A 15,169-nucleotide genomic window follows, 5' to 3' on the forward strand; every position below is an offset into this window, starting at 1 on the left:
GATGTCGCAGATGCCCCAGCAGACGGCGCCGACCAGGTGCCCCAGTTGCGACGAGCCGCTGGAGTCCGGTGACCGCTTCTGCGGTGCGTGCGGATACGACCTGTCGGCGGTGCCGACGGGTCGGTCAGGACCGGGGGCCCCGGAGTCGCCGGGTCCGTCGGGGGACACCCCGACGCTCACGATGGACGGCGCGGCGGGCGCGGACCGGCCGGAACCGTCCGGTGCGGGCGGGAGCGGCGGTGCCGTCGGGACCGGCGGCCCGGGTGCCGGGGACACCGTCCACCTGGCGGTCGGCGCGCACGGCGCGGAACCGGGCGCCGGCGGCTCGCCGACGGTGCCGCACCCGGCGCGCACGGAGGCGCGCGAAGGGGCGCGCGCGGAGGGCGGGAGCGGCGGCGTACGGCTCGACCGCCCGCGCTCCGCCGACCGGCCGGACCACGCGGGCGCCGAGGAGCCCGACGAGTACCCGCTCGCCCCGCCGGAGCCGCGGCCCACGCCGGCCGGGGGCGACCCCCGGGCCCAGGGCGCGCCCGCCGGAACCGGGGTCTGCGTGGCCTGCCGCGCCGGAACCGTCGACCGTGACGGCTACTGCGAGAACTGCGGCCACGCCCAGCCCCGCGAGCGCGACCACATGGAGCGGGACCTCGGCCCGGTCGCCGCCGTCAGCGACCGCGGGCTGCGCCACCACCGCAACGAGGACGCCTTCGCCGTCCTGACCGCCCCGCTTCCCGACGGCGCCCCGCCGGCCGTGCTGGCGCTGGTCTGTGACGGCGTGTCGTCGGCGACCCGCCCCGACGACGCCTCCCTCGCCGCCGCCGGGACCGCGGGCGCGTCGCTGTGCGAGGCGCTCCCCCGCGGCACGCACCCGCAGGCGGCGATGCACGACGCCATCGTCACCGCCGCGCGGGCGGTCACCGCGCTGGCCGAGGAGCCGGAGACGGCGCAGGAGCACGCCCCGCACCAGAACGCGCCGGCGTGCACCTTCGTCGGCGCGGTCGTCACCAGCGGTCTGCTGGTGATCGGCTGGGTCGGCGACAGCCGCGCCTACTGGATCCCGGCCGACCGCTCCGCGCCCCCCGCCCGGCTGACCGAGGACGACTCGTGGGCGGCGCAGATGGTCGCCGCGGGCCTGATGAGCGAGGCGGAGGCGTACGCCGACGAGCGCGCCCACGCCATCACCGGCTGGCTCGGCGCCGACGCGTACGAACTGGAGCCGCACACCGCCTCGTTCAAGCCGGACCGGGCGGGCGTGGTCGTGGTGTGCACCGACGGTCTGTGGAACTACGCCGAGTCCGCCGAGGAGATGGCCGCGCTGCTGCCGTCCGACGCCGCCGTCCGTCCGCTGCACGCCGCGCAGGTGCTGGTCGGTCACGCGCTGGACGGCGGGGGCCACGACAACGTAACAGTGGCCGTCGTGCCGTTCCCGGCGCCGTCGCAGGGGGCAGGATCCGCCTGAAGGGTCGCGGGCCGGAGGGGACCGGTCCGCACTCGGCCATCGCCCCACCCGGGTGGGGCGCACGAGGGGGACGTGAGACGGCATGGCGAATTTCTCGAAACCGACGGTGCCCCGGTTCTCGGTGGACGTCTACCAGAACGAGTACCTGCCCGAGGGCGGCCGTGAGGTCAACGCCGTCGTGACGGTCAGCGCGACCGGCGGCGGCACGATCGGCGGCGCGGTGGGCGCGCCGCACCTGTACTCCCCGGGCCGGGGGCCCGCCGCCGCGGTGGCGGTCATGGTCGACTGCTCGGGTTCGATGAACTACCCGCCGACGAAGCTGCGCCACGCGCGCGAGGCGACGGCCGCGGCGGTCGACACCCTGCGCGACGGCGTCCACTTCGCGGTGATCGGCGGCACGCACGCCGCCGCGGAGGTCTATCCGGGCGGGGGCCGGCTCGCGGTCGCGAGCGACACCACGCGCGCGCAGGCCAAGCAGGCGCTGCGCCGGCTGAGCGCGGGCGGCGGCACGGCGATCGGCACCTGGCTGCGGCTGGCCGACCGACTGCTGTCCTCGGCGGACGTCACCGTCCGGCACGGCATCCTGCTCACCGACGGCCGCAACGAGCACGAGTCGCCCGAGGACCTGCGGGCCGCCCTGGACGACTGCGCCGGGCGCTTCACCTGCGACGCCCGGGGCGTGGGCACCGACTGGGAGGTCAAGGAGGTCACCCAGATCGCCTCCGCGCTGCTCGGGACCGCCGACATCGTCGCCGATCCGGCCGCCCTCACCGCCGACTTCACGGCGATGATGGAGACGGCGATGGGCAAGGAGGTCGCCGACGTGGCGCTGCGGCTGTGGACGCCCGTGGGCACGACCGTGCGTTTCGTCAAGCAGGTCGCGCCGAGTGTGGAAGATCTCACCGACCGCCGCACGGAGGCCGGCCCGCGCGCCGGCGACTACCCCACCGGTTCCTGGGGCGACGAGTCCCGCGACTACCACGTGTGTGTGGAGGTCCCGCCGGCCGGCCTCGGTCAGGAGATGCTCGCCGCCCGGGTCTCGCTCGTCGTACCGAGGGCGGCTGACGGGACGGCGGAGAACCTGGGCGCGCAGGGGCTCGTACGGGCGGTGTGGACGGACGACGTGGCGGCATCGACCCGGATCAACCCCCAAGTCGCCCACTACACGGGCCAGGCCGAACTGGCCCATGTCATCCAGCAGGGGCTGGACCTTCGCAAAGCGGGCGATCTGGACGGAGCGACCGCGAAACTGGGGCGCGCGGTGCAGCTCGCGGGGGTCTCGGGGAACGCGGATACTGCGAAACTGCTTGCGAAGGTGGTGGACGTGGTCGACGCGGCGGCAGGTACTGTGCGACTCAAGGCGAAGGTCGAGGAGGCGGACGAAATGACCCTCGAGACCAGGTCCACAAAGACTGTTCGTGTAAAGAAGTGACCTGAAAGCGGTCACAGTCAGCACCGAGCCCGACCCCCCAGGGGTGGGAGAAACGGCCACCGTGGCCCGCCGTCCGGTCCTTTCCGGTCGTACGGGGCGTCGCGGGGCCGGAGAAGGAGAGGGGGAAGCGCCGACATGCCGACCTGCCCGAACGGACATCAGTCGGGTTCCGACGACTGGTGCGAGGTCTGCGGTCACCGCATGGCCGGTGCCGTGCCTCCACCGCCACCGCCGCCACCGGCGGCGGGTTACGGCTATCCGCCGCCGGGTTCGCCCCCGCCGCCCCCGGGCGCCGCGGGCGGGCGTGGCCCCTTCGGCGGCGGCCGCGACTCCGAGCCGGAGCTCTGCCCGCAGTGCCGCACGCCCCGGGAGGGGGGCGCGCCGTTCTGCGAGGAGTGCCGGTGGAACTTCCTGACGAACACGGCGACGACGTACACCCCGGCGGCTCCGCGCCCGTCGGCGTCCGGCGGCCCGCCGCCGCGGTTCCCGGGGCAGGGCCCCGGGGCGGGACAGGGACCCCGGACGCAGCCGGGGCCGGGCCCCGACTCGTACGACTACCAGGGCTCGCGCCCTTCGCAGATGAACCGCCCGGCGGAACCGATCCCGCCGGGCCCGCCGTACGGCGGCGAACCGGCGGGCGGTCCCGGAGCACCGGGCAGGCCCCAGGGACCGGGCGGCCCCGGTGGGCCCGGCGGCCCGTCGGGCTACGGCGGTGACTCCCAGCGGCCGGCCTTCGGCGGCGACCCGTCGCGCCCCGGAGGGCCCTCGGGGTACGGGGACGGCTCGCGTCCGGGTGGACCGGGCGGGGCCGGCGGGCCGGGAGGCCCGGGTGGACCTGGGGGACCTGGCGGTCCTGCGGGCCCTGGGGGCTTCGGCGGTGATCCTGCGCGTTCCGGCGGGCCCGGTGGTCCGGGCGGCCCCGGCGGCCCGGGTGCCTTCGGCAACGATCCCTCCCGCTCCGGCGGCCCGGGCGGCTTCGGCGGCGACCCGGCACGCTCCGGTGGACCGGGCGGCCCCGGCGGCTTCGGCGGCGATCCGTCGCGCCCCGGCGGACCCGGGGCCTTCGGCAACGACCCCGCCCGCCCGGGCGGACCGGGCGGCCCCGGCGGCTTCGACAACAACCCGTCACGCCCGGGCGAGCCGGGAGGCCGGGAGGGCTTCGGCGGCGATCCGTCCCGTCGGGGCGGCCCCGGTGGTCCGGACGGCCCCGGCGGCTTCGGCGGTGACCCGGCACGCTCCGGTGGACCGGGCGGGTTCGGCAACGACCCCGCCCGCCCGGGCGGACCCGGCGGCCCGGGAGGCCCCGGCGGCTTCGGCGGCGATCCGGCCCGGCCGGGGGGTCCCGGCGGCTTCGGTGGGGACCCCTCCCGTCAAGGCGGACCGGGCGGCGGCTACGGGGGCGACCCGTCGCGCCCCGGTGAGCGCGGCGGCGCCGCCGCGGACGGCGGTCCCCTCGCCTTCCCCGGCACCGGCGCACCGTCCGCCTTCCAGCGCCCCGGCGGCCCGGCGGCCCCGCCCGGCTACCCGCAGGAAACCGGCCGCCCCCAGCAGGCGCCCTTCGGCGGCGGTGCCGGCGGCGGCGAGGACGACTGGGTCCTCACCCCGCCGTCCTCCTCCGCACCCGGCGGCCCCGGCGGCGGACAGGGCCCGGGCGGCGGCTACGGCTTCCCGCAGCCCGGCCGGCCCGGCTCCGGCCAGGCCGTCCCGCCGTCGTACGACCAGGGACCGTCGACCTGGACCGCCACCATCGGCCCGGACCGCGAGTACTTCCTGGCGATGATGCAGCGCTCCGGCCCGGAGGCGGCGGGGCTCAACCTGCCCGCCTACTCGCCCGAGCAGCAGCGCACGCTGACCGGCAACCAGATCACGATCGGCCGCCGCCGGCACTCCACCGGCGACACCCCCGACATCGACCTGGCCGTGCCGCCGGAGGACCCGGGCGTCTCGCACCAGCACGCCATGCTGGTGCAGCAGCCGGACGGCACCTGGGCGGTCGTCGACCAGAACTCGACCAACGGCACCACGGTCAACGGCGGCGAGGAGCCGATCCAGCCGTTCGTACCGGTCCCGCTGCAGGACGGCGACCGGGTCCACGTCGGCGCCTGGACGACCATCACCGTCCACCGGGGCTGAGCGACAGACCCCGTACGGCCGCGCGAACCCCCAGGGGGCGTGCGGCCGTACGCATGCCTGCCCCCTCAGGGCAGCGGCCAGACGTACGGACCCTCGGGATCGTCCAGCCAGCTCCAGGCACGGTCGCCGTCGACCGTGATCCCGTACCGCTCGCGCGGCGGTTCGCCCTCGCGCTCCCACAGGGCGTACGCCTCCCGCGGGTCGAGGCCGCCGGCCGTCAGCGTGAGCAGGAACCGGAAGAGGTCGTCACCGCGGGCCCGGCGCGGCAGCCCCTCCAACCGCGGGAGCGGCGGCTCGGGCGGTGTGTCACCGCGCAGCGGCACGAAGTAGGCGGGCGTGTCGAGGAAGTGCCCCTCGGCGTGCGCGGCGTCGGCGACCCGGAGGAGGACGAGCCCGGTGGCGAGCGGGGTGAGGATGCGACCGCCGGGGGCGCACTGGGCGAGCCAGGCGCGCGGCACCGACGGCAGCGCGCAGGTCGCGATGATCCGGTCGAAGGGGGCGCGCTCGGGCACCCCGCGCGCCCCGTCGCCGGTGACGACGGTGGGGTGGTACCCGGCGGCGTCGAGATGCCGGCGGGCCGACTCGGTGATCTCCGGGTCGAGATCGACGGTGGTGACGTGCTCGTCCCCGAGCCGGTGGGACAGCAGGGCGGCGTTGTACCCGGTACCGGCGCCGATCTCGAGAACGGTGTCGCCGTCCCGCACCCCCAGCTCGACGAGCATGATCGCCATCAGCGAGGGCTGACTGCTGGAGGACACCAACTCCCCGTCCCGCAGCCGGGTCGCGAGCGGCACGTCCTCGTAGACCCCACGCAACCACCGCTCCCGCTGCCGGAAGTCGGCGTGCTCCCCCCAACGCCGCTCATAACCACCCCTGACGCCGACGTAGTAGTAAGGCACGAACAAGTGCCGAGGCACCTCGGCGAACGCCTCCCGCCACTCCGCTTCCCCCTCCCACACCCCCCTCACCCCGATCCCCCGCACCAACTCCCCCCGTGCTTCCCGCGCGAACTCGCCGATTTCACCCATACATCCACTGTTCCACTCCGCGCCGTGCAAGGGACGCGGGGCTGTACCGGATCTGCGGCTCCGCCGCGCGGGCGCGAAAACCACCCCCACGGACCACCCGCCCCGTCTGAGACCATGGACCCGTGAATGACAACCCGCGCGACACGCTTCAGGAGCAGACCTTCTACGAGCAGGTCGGCGGGGAGGACACCTTCCGCCGCCTCGTCCACCGCTTCTACGAGGGCGTAGCCGCAGACCCCCTGCTCCGCCCCATGTACCCCGAGGAGGACCTCGGCCCCGCCGAGGAACGCCTCACCCTCTTCCTCATCCAGTACTGGGGTGGCCCCACCACGTACAGCCAGCGCCGCGGCCACCCCCGCCTCCGCATGCGCCACGTCCCCTTCACCGTCGACCGCGCCGCCCACGACGCCTGGCTGAAGCACATGCGCGACGCCCTGGACGACCTCGCCCTCCCCGAGGAACACGACCGCACGATGTGGAAGTACCTGACCTACGCCGCGGCCACGATGATCAACACCCCCGGCTGAGACCGACCTGAGACCGGCTGAGACCGGCTGAGACCTGCTGACGCGCGCATTCCGGTCACCCCTCCCCGTATTCCGGTCACGATCCGATCAATCCCGCACCACACCGCCTTACCCCCGCCCACCCTCCTCTGCGAACATCACCAGGAACGAGGGACGATCACAGGGCGGGGGGCCGGGTGACAGCGCTGGTGCTACTGCGCGCACGCGCGCACCGCCTGCTGCTCACGGCAGCCCTGCTCACCGTCGCGCTGACCACGGCCGTACTGGCCACCCTCACCGCCTACTCCGGCGCCCTCGGCGACGCGTCCCTGCGCCACGCCCTCGCCGACCCCGCGACCGCCGGTGAGGCCGCGCTGACCGTCAAGGCCGAGGTCCCGGCGGACCGGCGCGCGGCGGCGGACGACGCGGTCCGCGCGGGCGCCCGGCGCACGTTCGACGGGCTCCCGGTGACCGTCCACACCCTGGTGCGCTCGGGCCCGTACGCGCTCCCCCGCGCCCTCCGCACAGGCACACCCGCTTCCTCCGACGGAAACAGGACCACCGCCACCGAGGCGAAGGACAAGGCCAAGACCGACGGCGAGGACGACCCCGACCTCACCTTCTTCGCGGCCCTGGACCGCGCCCAGATCCGCTTCACCACCGGCCGCGCTCCCTCCGGCGGGGCCCCGCCCGGCACCGTCGAGGCCGCCCTCCCCCGCTCCGCCGCCGACCGCCTGGGGCTCGGACCCGGCGACCGGCTCACCGTCACCGACCGCCTGGACGGCCCGCCCGTCCACGTCCGGATCACCGGCCTCTACCGCCCGACCAGCCCCGACGCCCCCTACTGGCGCCTGGACGACCTCGGCGGCCGCGGGGTGGGCACCGTCTCCTTCACCACCTACGGCCCCCTCCTGACCGCCCCCGGCGTGCTCACCTCGGACGCGGTCAGCTCCGGCACCACCGCCTGGCTGGCGAGGGCCGACTACTCCGCCGTGCGCACCGGCGACATCGGCCGGCTGCGCGACGCGGCCGGCGCGGGCCCGCGCACGCTGCGCAAGGCCGCCGCCCTGAACGGCACGACCGCGGTGAGCACCTCGCTGCCGGACGTCCTCGACCGGGTGGAGCGCGCGCTGCTCGTGGCGCGTTCGACGCTGCTGATCGTCGCCCTGCAACTGGTGCTCCTCGCCGGGTACGCGCTGCTGCTCGTCGCCGGTCTGCTGAGCGCCGGACGTGCCGACGAGACCCGGCTGCTGCGCGCCCGCGGGGCCTCGCGGGGCCGGGTGGCGGGCCTCGCGGCCCTGGAGGCGCTGCTCCTCGCGCTGCCCGCCGCCGTCTGCGCCCCGCTGCTCGCGGGTCCGCTGACCGGGCTGCTGTCGGGTCAGGGGTCCCTGTCCCGGATCGGGCTGCGTCCGGAGGCCTCGGTGGGGGACCCCGGGGTGTGGCTGGTGGCGGGCGCGGTCGCGCTGGGGTGCGCGCTCGCGGTGACCGGGCCGGCGCTCACCACCGCGTCCGGCACGTCCGCGGGGCGCGCGCGTGCGCTGCCCGCCCCCGTGCGCGCCGGTGCGGACCTCGGGCTGCTGGCCGTCGCCGGGGTGGCGTACTGGCAGCTGGACCGACGCGCCGGCGGTGCCGTGAGCGACGACGGCACGGGGGCTCTCGGCATCGATCCACTGCTGGTCGCGGCGCCCGCGCTGGCGCTGCTCGCCGGGACCGTACTGACCCTGCGGCTGCTGCCGCCGGTGGCCCGGCTCGCGGAGCGCCGCGCGGCCGGCGGACGGGGGCTGCCCGCGGCGCTGGCGGGCTGGCAGTTCAGCCGCCGCCCGGGGCGCGGCGCGGGGCCCGTCCTGCTGCTGGTGCTCGCCGTGGCCCTGGGTCTGCTCGGCATCGGCCAGGCCGCCTCCTGGAGCCGTTCGCAGGACGACCAGGCCGACTTCCGCGCGGGCGCCCCGGTGCGCGTGACCCTGACCGGGGAGGGCTCGCTGGGGGAGTCGGGGGACTTCGCCGCGCTCCCCGGCGTGCGCGACGCCGCCCCCGCCGTACGCACCACCGTGCCCCTCTCGGGCGACCGCACCGCGACCGTGCTGGCCCTGGACACCGCGCACGCCGCCGACACGGTCCTGCTCCGCCCCGACCTGTCCCCCCGCCCGTCCGGCACCCCCCTGACCGGCCTCGCCCCGAAGACGCCCGTCGTCGCCGGCACCCGGCTGCCGAAGGGCACCGCCGGGCTGCGCCTGGTGCTGCGGCTGCGCAGCGACCCGCCCGCCGACGCCGGCACCACCGCCGACGTCCGCGCCACCGTGACCGACGGCTACGGCACCCCGTACCCACTGCCGGCCGGCGCGCTCCCGGCCGACGGGCGCCCCCACGAGGTCCTCCTCGACGTGTCCGGGGCGGCCGGTCCACTCAACCTGGACGAGCTGGAGCTGACCGTGCCGCAGCCGGCCGGCACCGCCCAGCGGCAGACGTTCACCGTCGAGCGGCTGACCGCCGTCGCCGCCGACGGCACCACGAGCCGCCCGCCGCTCGCCGCCTCCTGGACGGCCGGCTCCCGCACGGACGGCACCACCGCCACCGCCGACGCCCGCAACCGCCCCGCTCCCCCGCACGTGCGCCGCCCGTCGGACGGCTCGATCGCGGTGCGGTACGGCACCGGGTTCGTGCCGCCCCGGCTCACCTGGGTGACCGGCTCGCTGACCGTCCGGCTGCGGGCGGCGCGGCCGGAGGCGCCGGAGGTGACCGGCGTCGCCACGGACCGCTTCCTGGACGCGGCGGGCGCCCGGCGCGGCGACCGCGTCGACGTGCAGTTCGCCGGCGCCACCGTCCCGGTGCGCATCGTGGGCACGACGAAGGCCCTCCCGACGACCGGAACGGCCGCCTCCGGCACGTCCGCCGCCTTGGGGCGGGGCGACAAGGCCGACGGCGGCGCCCTCCTCGTCGACCTGCGCGCCGTGAACGACGTCCTCCAGGACCGGTACGGGCAGAGCGCGCAGCCCACCGAGTGGTGGCTGCGGCCCGCCCCGGGCGCCGCAGCCGGGGTGGCCACCACGCTGCGGGAGCGTCCGGAGCTGACGCCCTCGCAGGTCGTCGTCCGCGACGAGATCGCGGCCGAACTGCGCGACGACCCCTTCGGCGTGGGCCCGCAGGCGGCGTTCGCCGCGGCCGCCGTGGTGGCGGCGGCGCTGGCCGCGGTCGGCTTCGCGGTGAGCACGGCGGGGGCGCTGCGGGAGCGCGGCACGGAGTTCGCCGTCCTGCGCGCGCTGGGCACCCCGCGCCGGCAACTGGCCCGGCTCGTCGCCGCCGAACAGGGGCTGCTGGTGGCGCTGGGGCTGGCGGTGGGCACCGCCCTGGGCACGGTCCTCACCCGCGCCGTGGTCCCGCTGATCGTGCTGACCTCGGGCGCCGCCCGCCCCCTGCCGGACGTCCTGGTACGGCTCCCCGTCTCCCGGGCGGTCCTCCTGCTCGCCGTGGTGGCCGCCGCGCCGGTCGCCCTCACGGTCCACCTGTCCCTGCGCCGCCGCCCGCACCCGGCGGCCTCCCTGCGCCGCCAAGGGGGCGAGTGACATGCGCCCGTACCGTCGCGGGAACCGGGTCGTCGCCCCCTGGGTGCGGACCCGGCTGCGCGTGGCGCCCGGGGTCGCGGCCGGGCTCGCCGTCCTGGTGGCCGTCACCGCGTTCCTCGCCGCCGTGTGCCCGCGCGTCGTGGACCGGGCGGAGGACGCCGGGCTGCGGCGGGCCGTCGCCGAGGCCGGGGCCCGGCGCACCACCGTCCAGCTGTGGGCGCCGCAGCCCCGCGTCGAGAGCGCGCGCGAGCGGCGCGAGTCGGCGCTGCGCCCCGGCGCCCTGCGCCGGCAGTACGCCACCGTCCTCGACGAGGTCCGCCGGCCCCTCGCGGCCGACCGCGCGCAGTCCTCGTACGGGGTGCGCACCGCGACGCCCCTGGCGGTACCCGACGCCTGGCTGCCCCGGCCCGACCGGCTTCCGCCGCGCATGGTACTGGCCGCCCAGAACGACCTCGCCGGCCACGCCCGGCTGCGTTCGGGACGGCTGCCCCGCACCACCGGCACGGTGACCGCGACGACCGCCGCCGTCGAGGCCGCCGTCACCACCGAGACCGCCGCCCGGCTGCGGATCGAGGCGGGCTCGGTGCTCCACGTCCCCGGCGCGGACCGCGCCCCGCTGACCGTGCGCGTCACCGGCATCGTCGCGCCCCGGCGGTCGGACGGCGCCTACTGGGCGGCCCAGCCGCTGCTGCACTCGCCTTCTCTCGTCCGGGACGGCGTCTCGCCCGACGCCCCCACCTACTGGCTCGGCGCGCTGCTGCTGCCGCCGGGGGCCGCGCCCGCGATGCTCGGCACGGCCGGCAACCCCGTGCGCTACTGGCAGGTGGCACCCGACCTCACCACCGCGCCCGCGCACGCGCTGCCGGCCCTGCGCTCCGCCGTCGCCGCCCTGGAGAGCGGCCCGGGCCTCGGCCGCATCCGGGACGCCGTCGACCCGGCCCTCGACGCCGAGACCGACCTCGACGACGTCCTCGACGACTACGACGGCCTCCGCTCCCGCATCGCCCCGCTCGTCTCCGTCGCCGCCCTGGGCACCGGCACGATCGCCGTCGTCGTCCTGCTGATGGCGGGCGGCCTCGCCGCGGACCGCCGCCGCGCCGAACTGTCCCTGCTGCGCGCCCGCGGCGCCTCCCTGCCCGGCCTCACCGGACGGCTGCTGGCCGAGACGGCGGTGGTGGCGCTGCCCGCCGGCGCGCTGGGGCTGGCGGCGGCACTGTGGGCCGTCCCGCACGGCCGGACGGCGTACGCGGTGGCGGCGGCCGGTGCCGTCACCCTGCTGGCCTGCGCCGCGCTCCCGCTGCGCGCGGCCGCCCGGCACCGCACGGCCCACCTGCGCACGGCCCGCGAGGACGTGGTCTCCGTACGCCCCTCCCGGCGCCGCACGGTCGCCGAGCTCACCCTGCTGGTGCTGGCCGCCGGCGCGGTGGAGGCGCTGCGCCGGCGGGGCACCTCGGGCGCGCCCGGCACCCGGGGCGACGAGCTGGTCTCCCTGGCGCCCGTGCTCGTCGGGGTGATCGCCGCCCTGGTGCTGGTACGGCTGCACCCGCTGCCGCTGCGCCTGCTGACCCGGGCGGCGGGCCGGCTGCGGGGCGCGGTCGGCCCGCTCGCGCTGGCCCGGGCGAGTCGCACCTCCGTCTCCGCCGTCCTGCCGCTGCTCGCCCTGCTGACCGCGCTGACCACGGCCGCCTTCGGCGGTTCGGTGACCGCCGGGATCGACGCCGCCCGGGACCACGCCGCCCTCCTGGCCACCGGCGCGGACGCCCGCGTGGAGGCGGCGGACACGCTGCGGGCCGGTGCGGCGCGGCGGGTGCGCGGAGTGCCGGGCGTCGAGGAGGTCACCACGGCGGCCGTCGCCCGCGGGGCGAAGCCGCACGACGGTCCGGAGACCGTGCCCCTGGCCGCGGTGTCCCCGACCGCCTATGCCCGGCTGGCCGGCCGCGTGCATCTGGGCGCCTTCCCGGCCGACGCGCTGGCGGCATCGCGTGAAGCCCAGCGCTCGGCGCCGCTCCCCGCGCTGGCCTCTCCCGCCGTCGCCCACCGCTACGGCAGGGCCCCTTTCCCGGTGCGCCTGGAGGACGGCAGCCACGTCACCGTACGGATCACGCTGGTGCGCGCGGCGACCCCGGCCGTGACCGGCACGGAGTTCCTCGTCGTCGACCGCTCCGGACTCCCCCCGGCCGCCGTCCGCCCGACCACCCTCCTCGTCACCGGCTCCCACCTCGACCCGGCAGCGCTGCGCCGGGCGGCGGGCGGCTCCCCGGGTGTCCAGGTCCGCGCGCGGGAACGCGCCGCCTACGCCCACTCGCCCCTCCAGACGGGCGCCGAGCACCTCTACACGGCGGCGGTCGCGGCCGGTGCCGGCTACGCCGTCCTCGCCCTGCTGCTCGCCCTGGTCCGCGCCGCCCCCGAGCGCACCGCGCTGCTGGCCCGGCTGCGCACCATGGGCCTCACCCGCGCCCAGGGCCGCCGTCTGCTGATCCTGGAGTCGCTGCCCCAGGCCGTCCTCGCCGCGGCGGGCGGCACGCTGACGGGCTGGGCGGCCGTCCGGCTCCTCTCCCCCGGCATCGACCTGGCGACCCTCGCCCTGGCCGCCCGGGGCACCACCGACACCGCGCACCTGCGCACCGACCCGGCGTCCCTGCTGCTGCCGGCCCTCGCCGTACTGCTCCTGACGGTCGCCGTCGCCGCCCTCCAGGCCTGGGCGACGGGGCGGCGCGGCTCGGTACGGGAACTGCGGGCGGGAGAGCGCGCATGAACACCACCGGCGGGAGGCCCCCGATGACCACCGACTCCGAAACCACCGGCAGCAGGCACCCGGCGGCCCCCGGTCCCCAGGCCGGCGACCCCACGCTCGCCGACCTGGCGGACCGCGTCCGCGCGGACCGGGCGCGGCCCGCCTACGGCCACGACGCGCTGATCACCTGCGACCGCCTGGTGCGCGTCTTCTCCGCCGACGGCGTCGAGGTGCAGGCCCTGCAGGGGCTCGACCTCCTCGTGCGCGAGGGCGAGCTGATGGCGCTGGTCGGCGCCTCCGGCAGCGGCAAGTCCACCCTGATGAACATCCTGGCCGGGCTCGACACCCCGACCGCCGGCGCGGCCCGCGTCGCCGGGCAGGACCTGCTGACCATGACCGCCGGGGACCGGCTGCGCTACCGCCGGGACACCGTCGGCTTCGTGTGGCAGCAGACCTCCCGCAATCTGCTCCCCTATCTGACGGCCGCACAGAACGTGGCGCTCCCGCTGCGGCTGACCGGCCGCCCGGCCGGTGTGCGCGGTCCCCGGGCCCGCCGCCGCGCCCGCACGGAACGCGCCCTGGAACTGCTGGACCTGCTCGGCGTCGCCGACTGCCGCGACCGCCGCCCGCACCAGATGTCCGGCGGCCAGCAGCAGCGGGTCGCCATCGCGGTCGCCCTGGTCAACTCCCCCGCCGTGCTCCTCGCCGACGAGCCCACCGGCGAACTCGACTCGGGCACCGCCGAGCAGATCTTCGCCGCGTTCCGCACCGCCAACGAGTCCCTCGGCACCACCGTCGTGATCGTCACCCACGACCAGGCGGTGGCCAGCGAGGTCCGCCGCACGGTCGCCATCCGCGACGGCCGTACGTCCACGGAGGTGCTGCGCCGCACGGAGGTGGACGCGGCCACCGGTCGGGAGGCGGTGGTGGCCCGCGAGTACGCGATGCTGGACCGCGCCGGCCGGCTCCAGCTGCCCGCCGACTACACCGAGGCCCTCGGCATGCGCGACCGGGTCGCCCTGGAACTGGAACCGGACCACATCACCGTCCGCCCGGACGACACGGCCCGGGACCCGGGCCCGGACCACGGCTGACCGGCCGCGTCTCTTCCCCCGGCCCGCGGGCCGGTCGGTCGGCCGGCGCGCGCCGGCGTCCGGCCCGTCCCTTGCCCGTCCCGTCAGCGCACGCTGACGTCCAGTCCGCCCACGCCGAGCCCCGTGCGGCGCACCGCGACCGAGCCGTAGGGGGTGCGCAGCCGGAGCCAGGAACCCGAGGAAAACAGCCCCGGACGGGCCGCACCGGACTGCGCGGCCCCGGTGGCCCGCAGGAAACCGAACGTCCGCGCCGCGTGCACGGCCCGCACGGGCAGCGCCGTGCCGGCGACGGTGCGGGACCAGATCTCCCGTCCGATCCGGTCCAGTTCGGCCCGGGTCCGCCGCTCCTCGGGCAGTGCGTCCGTGCGGGAGCGGAACTCGGCGACCGCGCCGGCCACCGTCGCCCGCAGCGCGTCCGGTGCGGGCAGTCCCGGCTCGGGCCGCCAGCCGCCGCGCGGCGGCAGCACCCCGGCCCAGGGCGGACCGGTGACCGCGGCCGGAACGGTGGCCGTGCCCGCCGCCTCGTCCACGGAGTCCAGCAGCTCGCCGGCGGACACGGTCACGTCGAGGGTGACGTCCAGGCCGTGTTCGTACGGTTTGTCCAGCCGCACCGCGCGCACGGCCAGCACCTCGAAGGAAGGCGGCCGGCCGAACACGGCGAGCGCCGTCCCGGACGCCTGGAGCCGCACCGCCGCCGCGCGGTCGTAGTGCAGCAGCCGGGAGAGGAAGCCGGCCAGGTCGGCCGCCTCCCCGTCGTCGGCGAGGTGCAGCACGCTCATGCGGCCACGGCCTCGCCCTCGTCGTCCGCCGCGGCCGTGACACCGTCCGCCGCGTCGTCGTCGCGGTAGCCGTCGAGGAACTCGCGCTCCTCGGCGGTGATCCGGCGCGGCCGCTGCGCCTCGAAGTCGAACGGCACGATCACCGTCGAGGCCTGGACGTAGACCTGGCCGGGGTCCTTCACCTCGTAGGCGAGGGTGAAGGACGCCGCTCTGATCTCGGTGACCCACAGCTCGATGTCCACGGGCGCGTGCCGGTGGACGAGCTGCCGCTTGTAGTCGATCTCATGGCGTGCCACCACCGACCCCTGCCGGAAGTCCTTGTCCGGGCGGAACAGGAAGTCGATACGGGCTTCCTCCAGGTAGCGGAGGAAGACCACGTTGTTGACGTGGCCGTACGCGTCCATGTCCGCCCAGCGCAGCGGGCAGCGGTAGAGATGCCGCAAGATC

10 protein-coding genes are annotated in these 15,169 nt (G+C 77.2%); 7 read left to right on the top strand and 3 right to left on the bottom strand.

The genetic code is table 11. The features are described from left to right. Position 1 precedes the first annotated feature (1 nt). The 3 genes from OIE12_RS11280 (at position 2) to OIE12_RS11290 (ending at position 5,021) form a co-directional block, all read left to right on the top strand. The gene (locus OIE12_RS11280; protein WP_329134324.1) at positions 2–1,456 is read left to right on the top strand and encodes a PP2C family serine/threonine-protein phosphatase; all 1,455 of its coding nucleotides are present in this window, start codon (positions 2–4) and stop codon (positions 1,454–1,456) included. Positions 1,457–1,538: 82 nt separating this feature from the next. Next, positions 1,539–2,888: a vWA domain-containing protein gene (locus tag OIE12_RS11285; RefSeq protein ID WP_329134326.1), complete on the top strand. Its 1,350-nt coding sequence runs from the start codon at positions 1,539–1,541 to the stop codon at positions 2,886–2,888. A 135-nt stretch (positions 2,889–3,023) separates the two neighbouring features. Continuing rightward, positions 3,024–5,021: an FHA domain-containing protein gene (locus OIE12_RS11290; RefSeq protein ID WP_329134328.1), complete on the top strand. Its 1,998-nt coding sequence runs from the start codon at positions 3,024–3,026 to the stop codon at positions 5,019–5,021. Between the two features lie 65 nt (positions 5,022–5,086). Here the strand turns inward: OIE12_RS11290 and OIE12_RS11295 are convergent, their stop codons facing one another. Next, positions 5,087–6,049, bottom strand: a complete 963-nt coding sequence (locus OIE12_RS11295; protein ID WP_329134330.1) for a methyltransferase domain-containing protein — start codon at positions 6,047–6,049, stop codon at positions 5,087–5,089. Between the two features lie 122 nt (positions 6,050–6,171). On the opposite strand from OIE12_RS11295, the gene OIE12_RS11300 reads away from it, so the two are divergent. The 4 genes from OIE12_RS11300 (at position 6,172) to OIE12_RS11315 (ending at position 13,943) form a co-directional block, all read left to right on the top strand. Continuing rightward, positions 6,172–6,576 carry a globin gene (locus tag OIE12_RS11300; protein WP_329134332.1) on the top strand — a complete coding sequence of 135 codons (405 nt, stop codon included), beginning with the start codon at positions 6,172–6,174 and terminating at the stop codon, positions 6,574–6,576. 176 nt (positions 6,577–6,752) lie between these two features. Next, positions 6,753–10,115, top strand: a complete 3,363-nt coding sequence (locus tag OIE12_RS11305) for an ABC transporter permease (protein ID WP_329134334.1) — start codon at positions 6,753–6,755, stop codon at positions 10,113–10,115. A 1-nt stretch (position 10,116) separates the two neighbouring features. Continuing rightward, entirely contained in the window at positions 10,117–12,870 is a 2,754-nt protein-coding gene (locus OIE12_RS11310; protein WP_329134336.1) for an FtsX-like permease family protein, read from the top strand. 23 nt (positions 12,871–12,893) lie between these two features. Continuing rightward, complete coding sequence (locus OIE12_RS11315) at positions 12,894–13,943, top strand: ATP-binding cassette domain-containing protein (protein WP_329134338.1); 1,050 nt, start codon at positions 12,894–12,896, stop codon at positions 13,941–13,943. Between the two features lie 83 nt (positions 13,944–14,026). Here OIE12_RS11315 and OIE12_RS11320 read toward each other — a convergent pair whose 3' ends face one another. Together OIE12_RS11320 and OIE12_RS11325 are read right to left on the bottom strand one after the other, a co-directional pair. After that, positions 14,027–14,722 carry a hypothetical protein gene (locus OIE12_RS11320; protein ID WP_329134340.1) on the bottom strand — a complete coding sequence of 232 codons (696 nt, stop codon included), beginning with the start codon at positions 14,720–14,722 and terminating at the stop codon, positions 14,027–14,029. Continuing rightward, complete coding sequence (locus OIE12_RS11325) at positions 14,719–15,165, bottom strand: acyl-CoA thioesterase (protein WP_329134342.1); 447 nt, start codon at positions 15,163–15,165, stop codon at positions 14,719–14,721. The genes OIE12_RS11320 and OIE12_RS11325 overlap by 4 nt, the downstream gene beginning before the upstream one ends. Positions 15,166–15,169: the final 4 nt, after the last annotated feature.

This window comes from Streptomyces sp. NBC_00670 (assembly GCF_036226765.1).
Lineage (GTDB): Bacteria > Actinomycetota > Actinomycetes > Streptomycetales > Streptomycetaceae > Streptomyces.

What these genes read in the sequence shown, in the direction of transcription:
- OIE12_RS11315 (WP_329134338.1), top strand. Translation starts at nt 12,894, where the DNA reads ATGACCACCGACTCCGAAACCACCGGCAGCAGGCACCCGGCGGCCCCC.
- OIE12_RS11320 (WP_329134340.1), bottom strand. Translation starts at nt 14,722, where the DNA reads ATGAGCGTGCTGCACCTCGCCGACGACGGGGAGGCGGCCGACCTGGCC.
- OIE12_RS11295 (WP_329134330.1), bottom strand. Translation starts at nt 6,049, where the DNA reads ATGGGTGAAATCGGCGAGTTCGCGCGGGAAGCACGGGGGGAGTTGGTG.
- OIE12_RS11290 (WP_329134328.1), top strand. Translation starts at nt 3,024, where the DNA reads ATGCCGACCTGCCCGAACGGACATCAGTCGGGTTCCGACGACTGGTGC.
- OIE12_RS11285 (WP_329134326.1), top strand. Translation starts at nt 1,539, where the DNA reads ATGGCGAATTTCTCGAAACCGACGGTGCCCCGGTTCTCGGTGGACGTC.
- OIE12_RS11280 (WP_329134324.1), top strand. Translation starts at nt 2, where the DNA reads ATGTCGCAGATGCCCCAGCAGACGGCGCCGACCAGGTGCCCCAGTTGC.
- OIE12_RS11310 (WP_329134336.1), top strand. Translation starts at nt 10,117, where the DNA reads ATGCGCCCGTACCGTCGCGGGAACCGGGTCGTCGCCCCCTGGGTGCGG.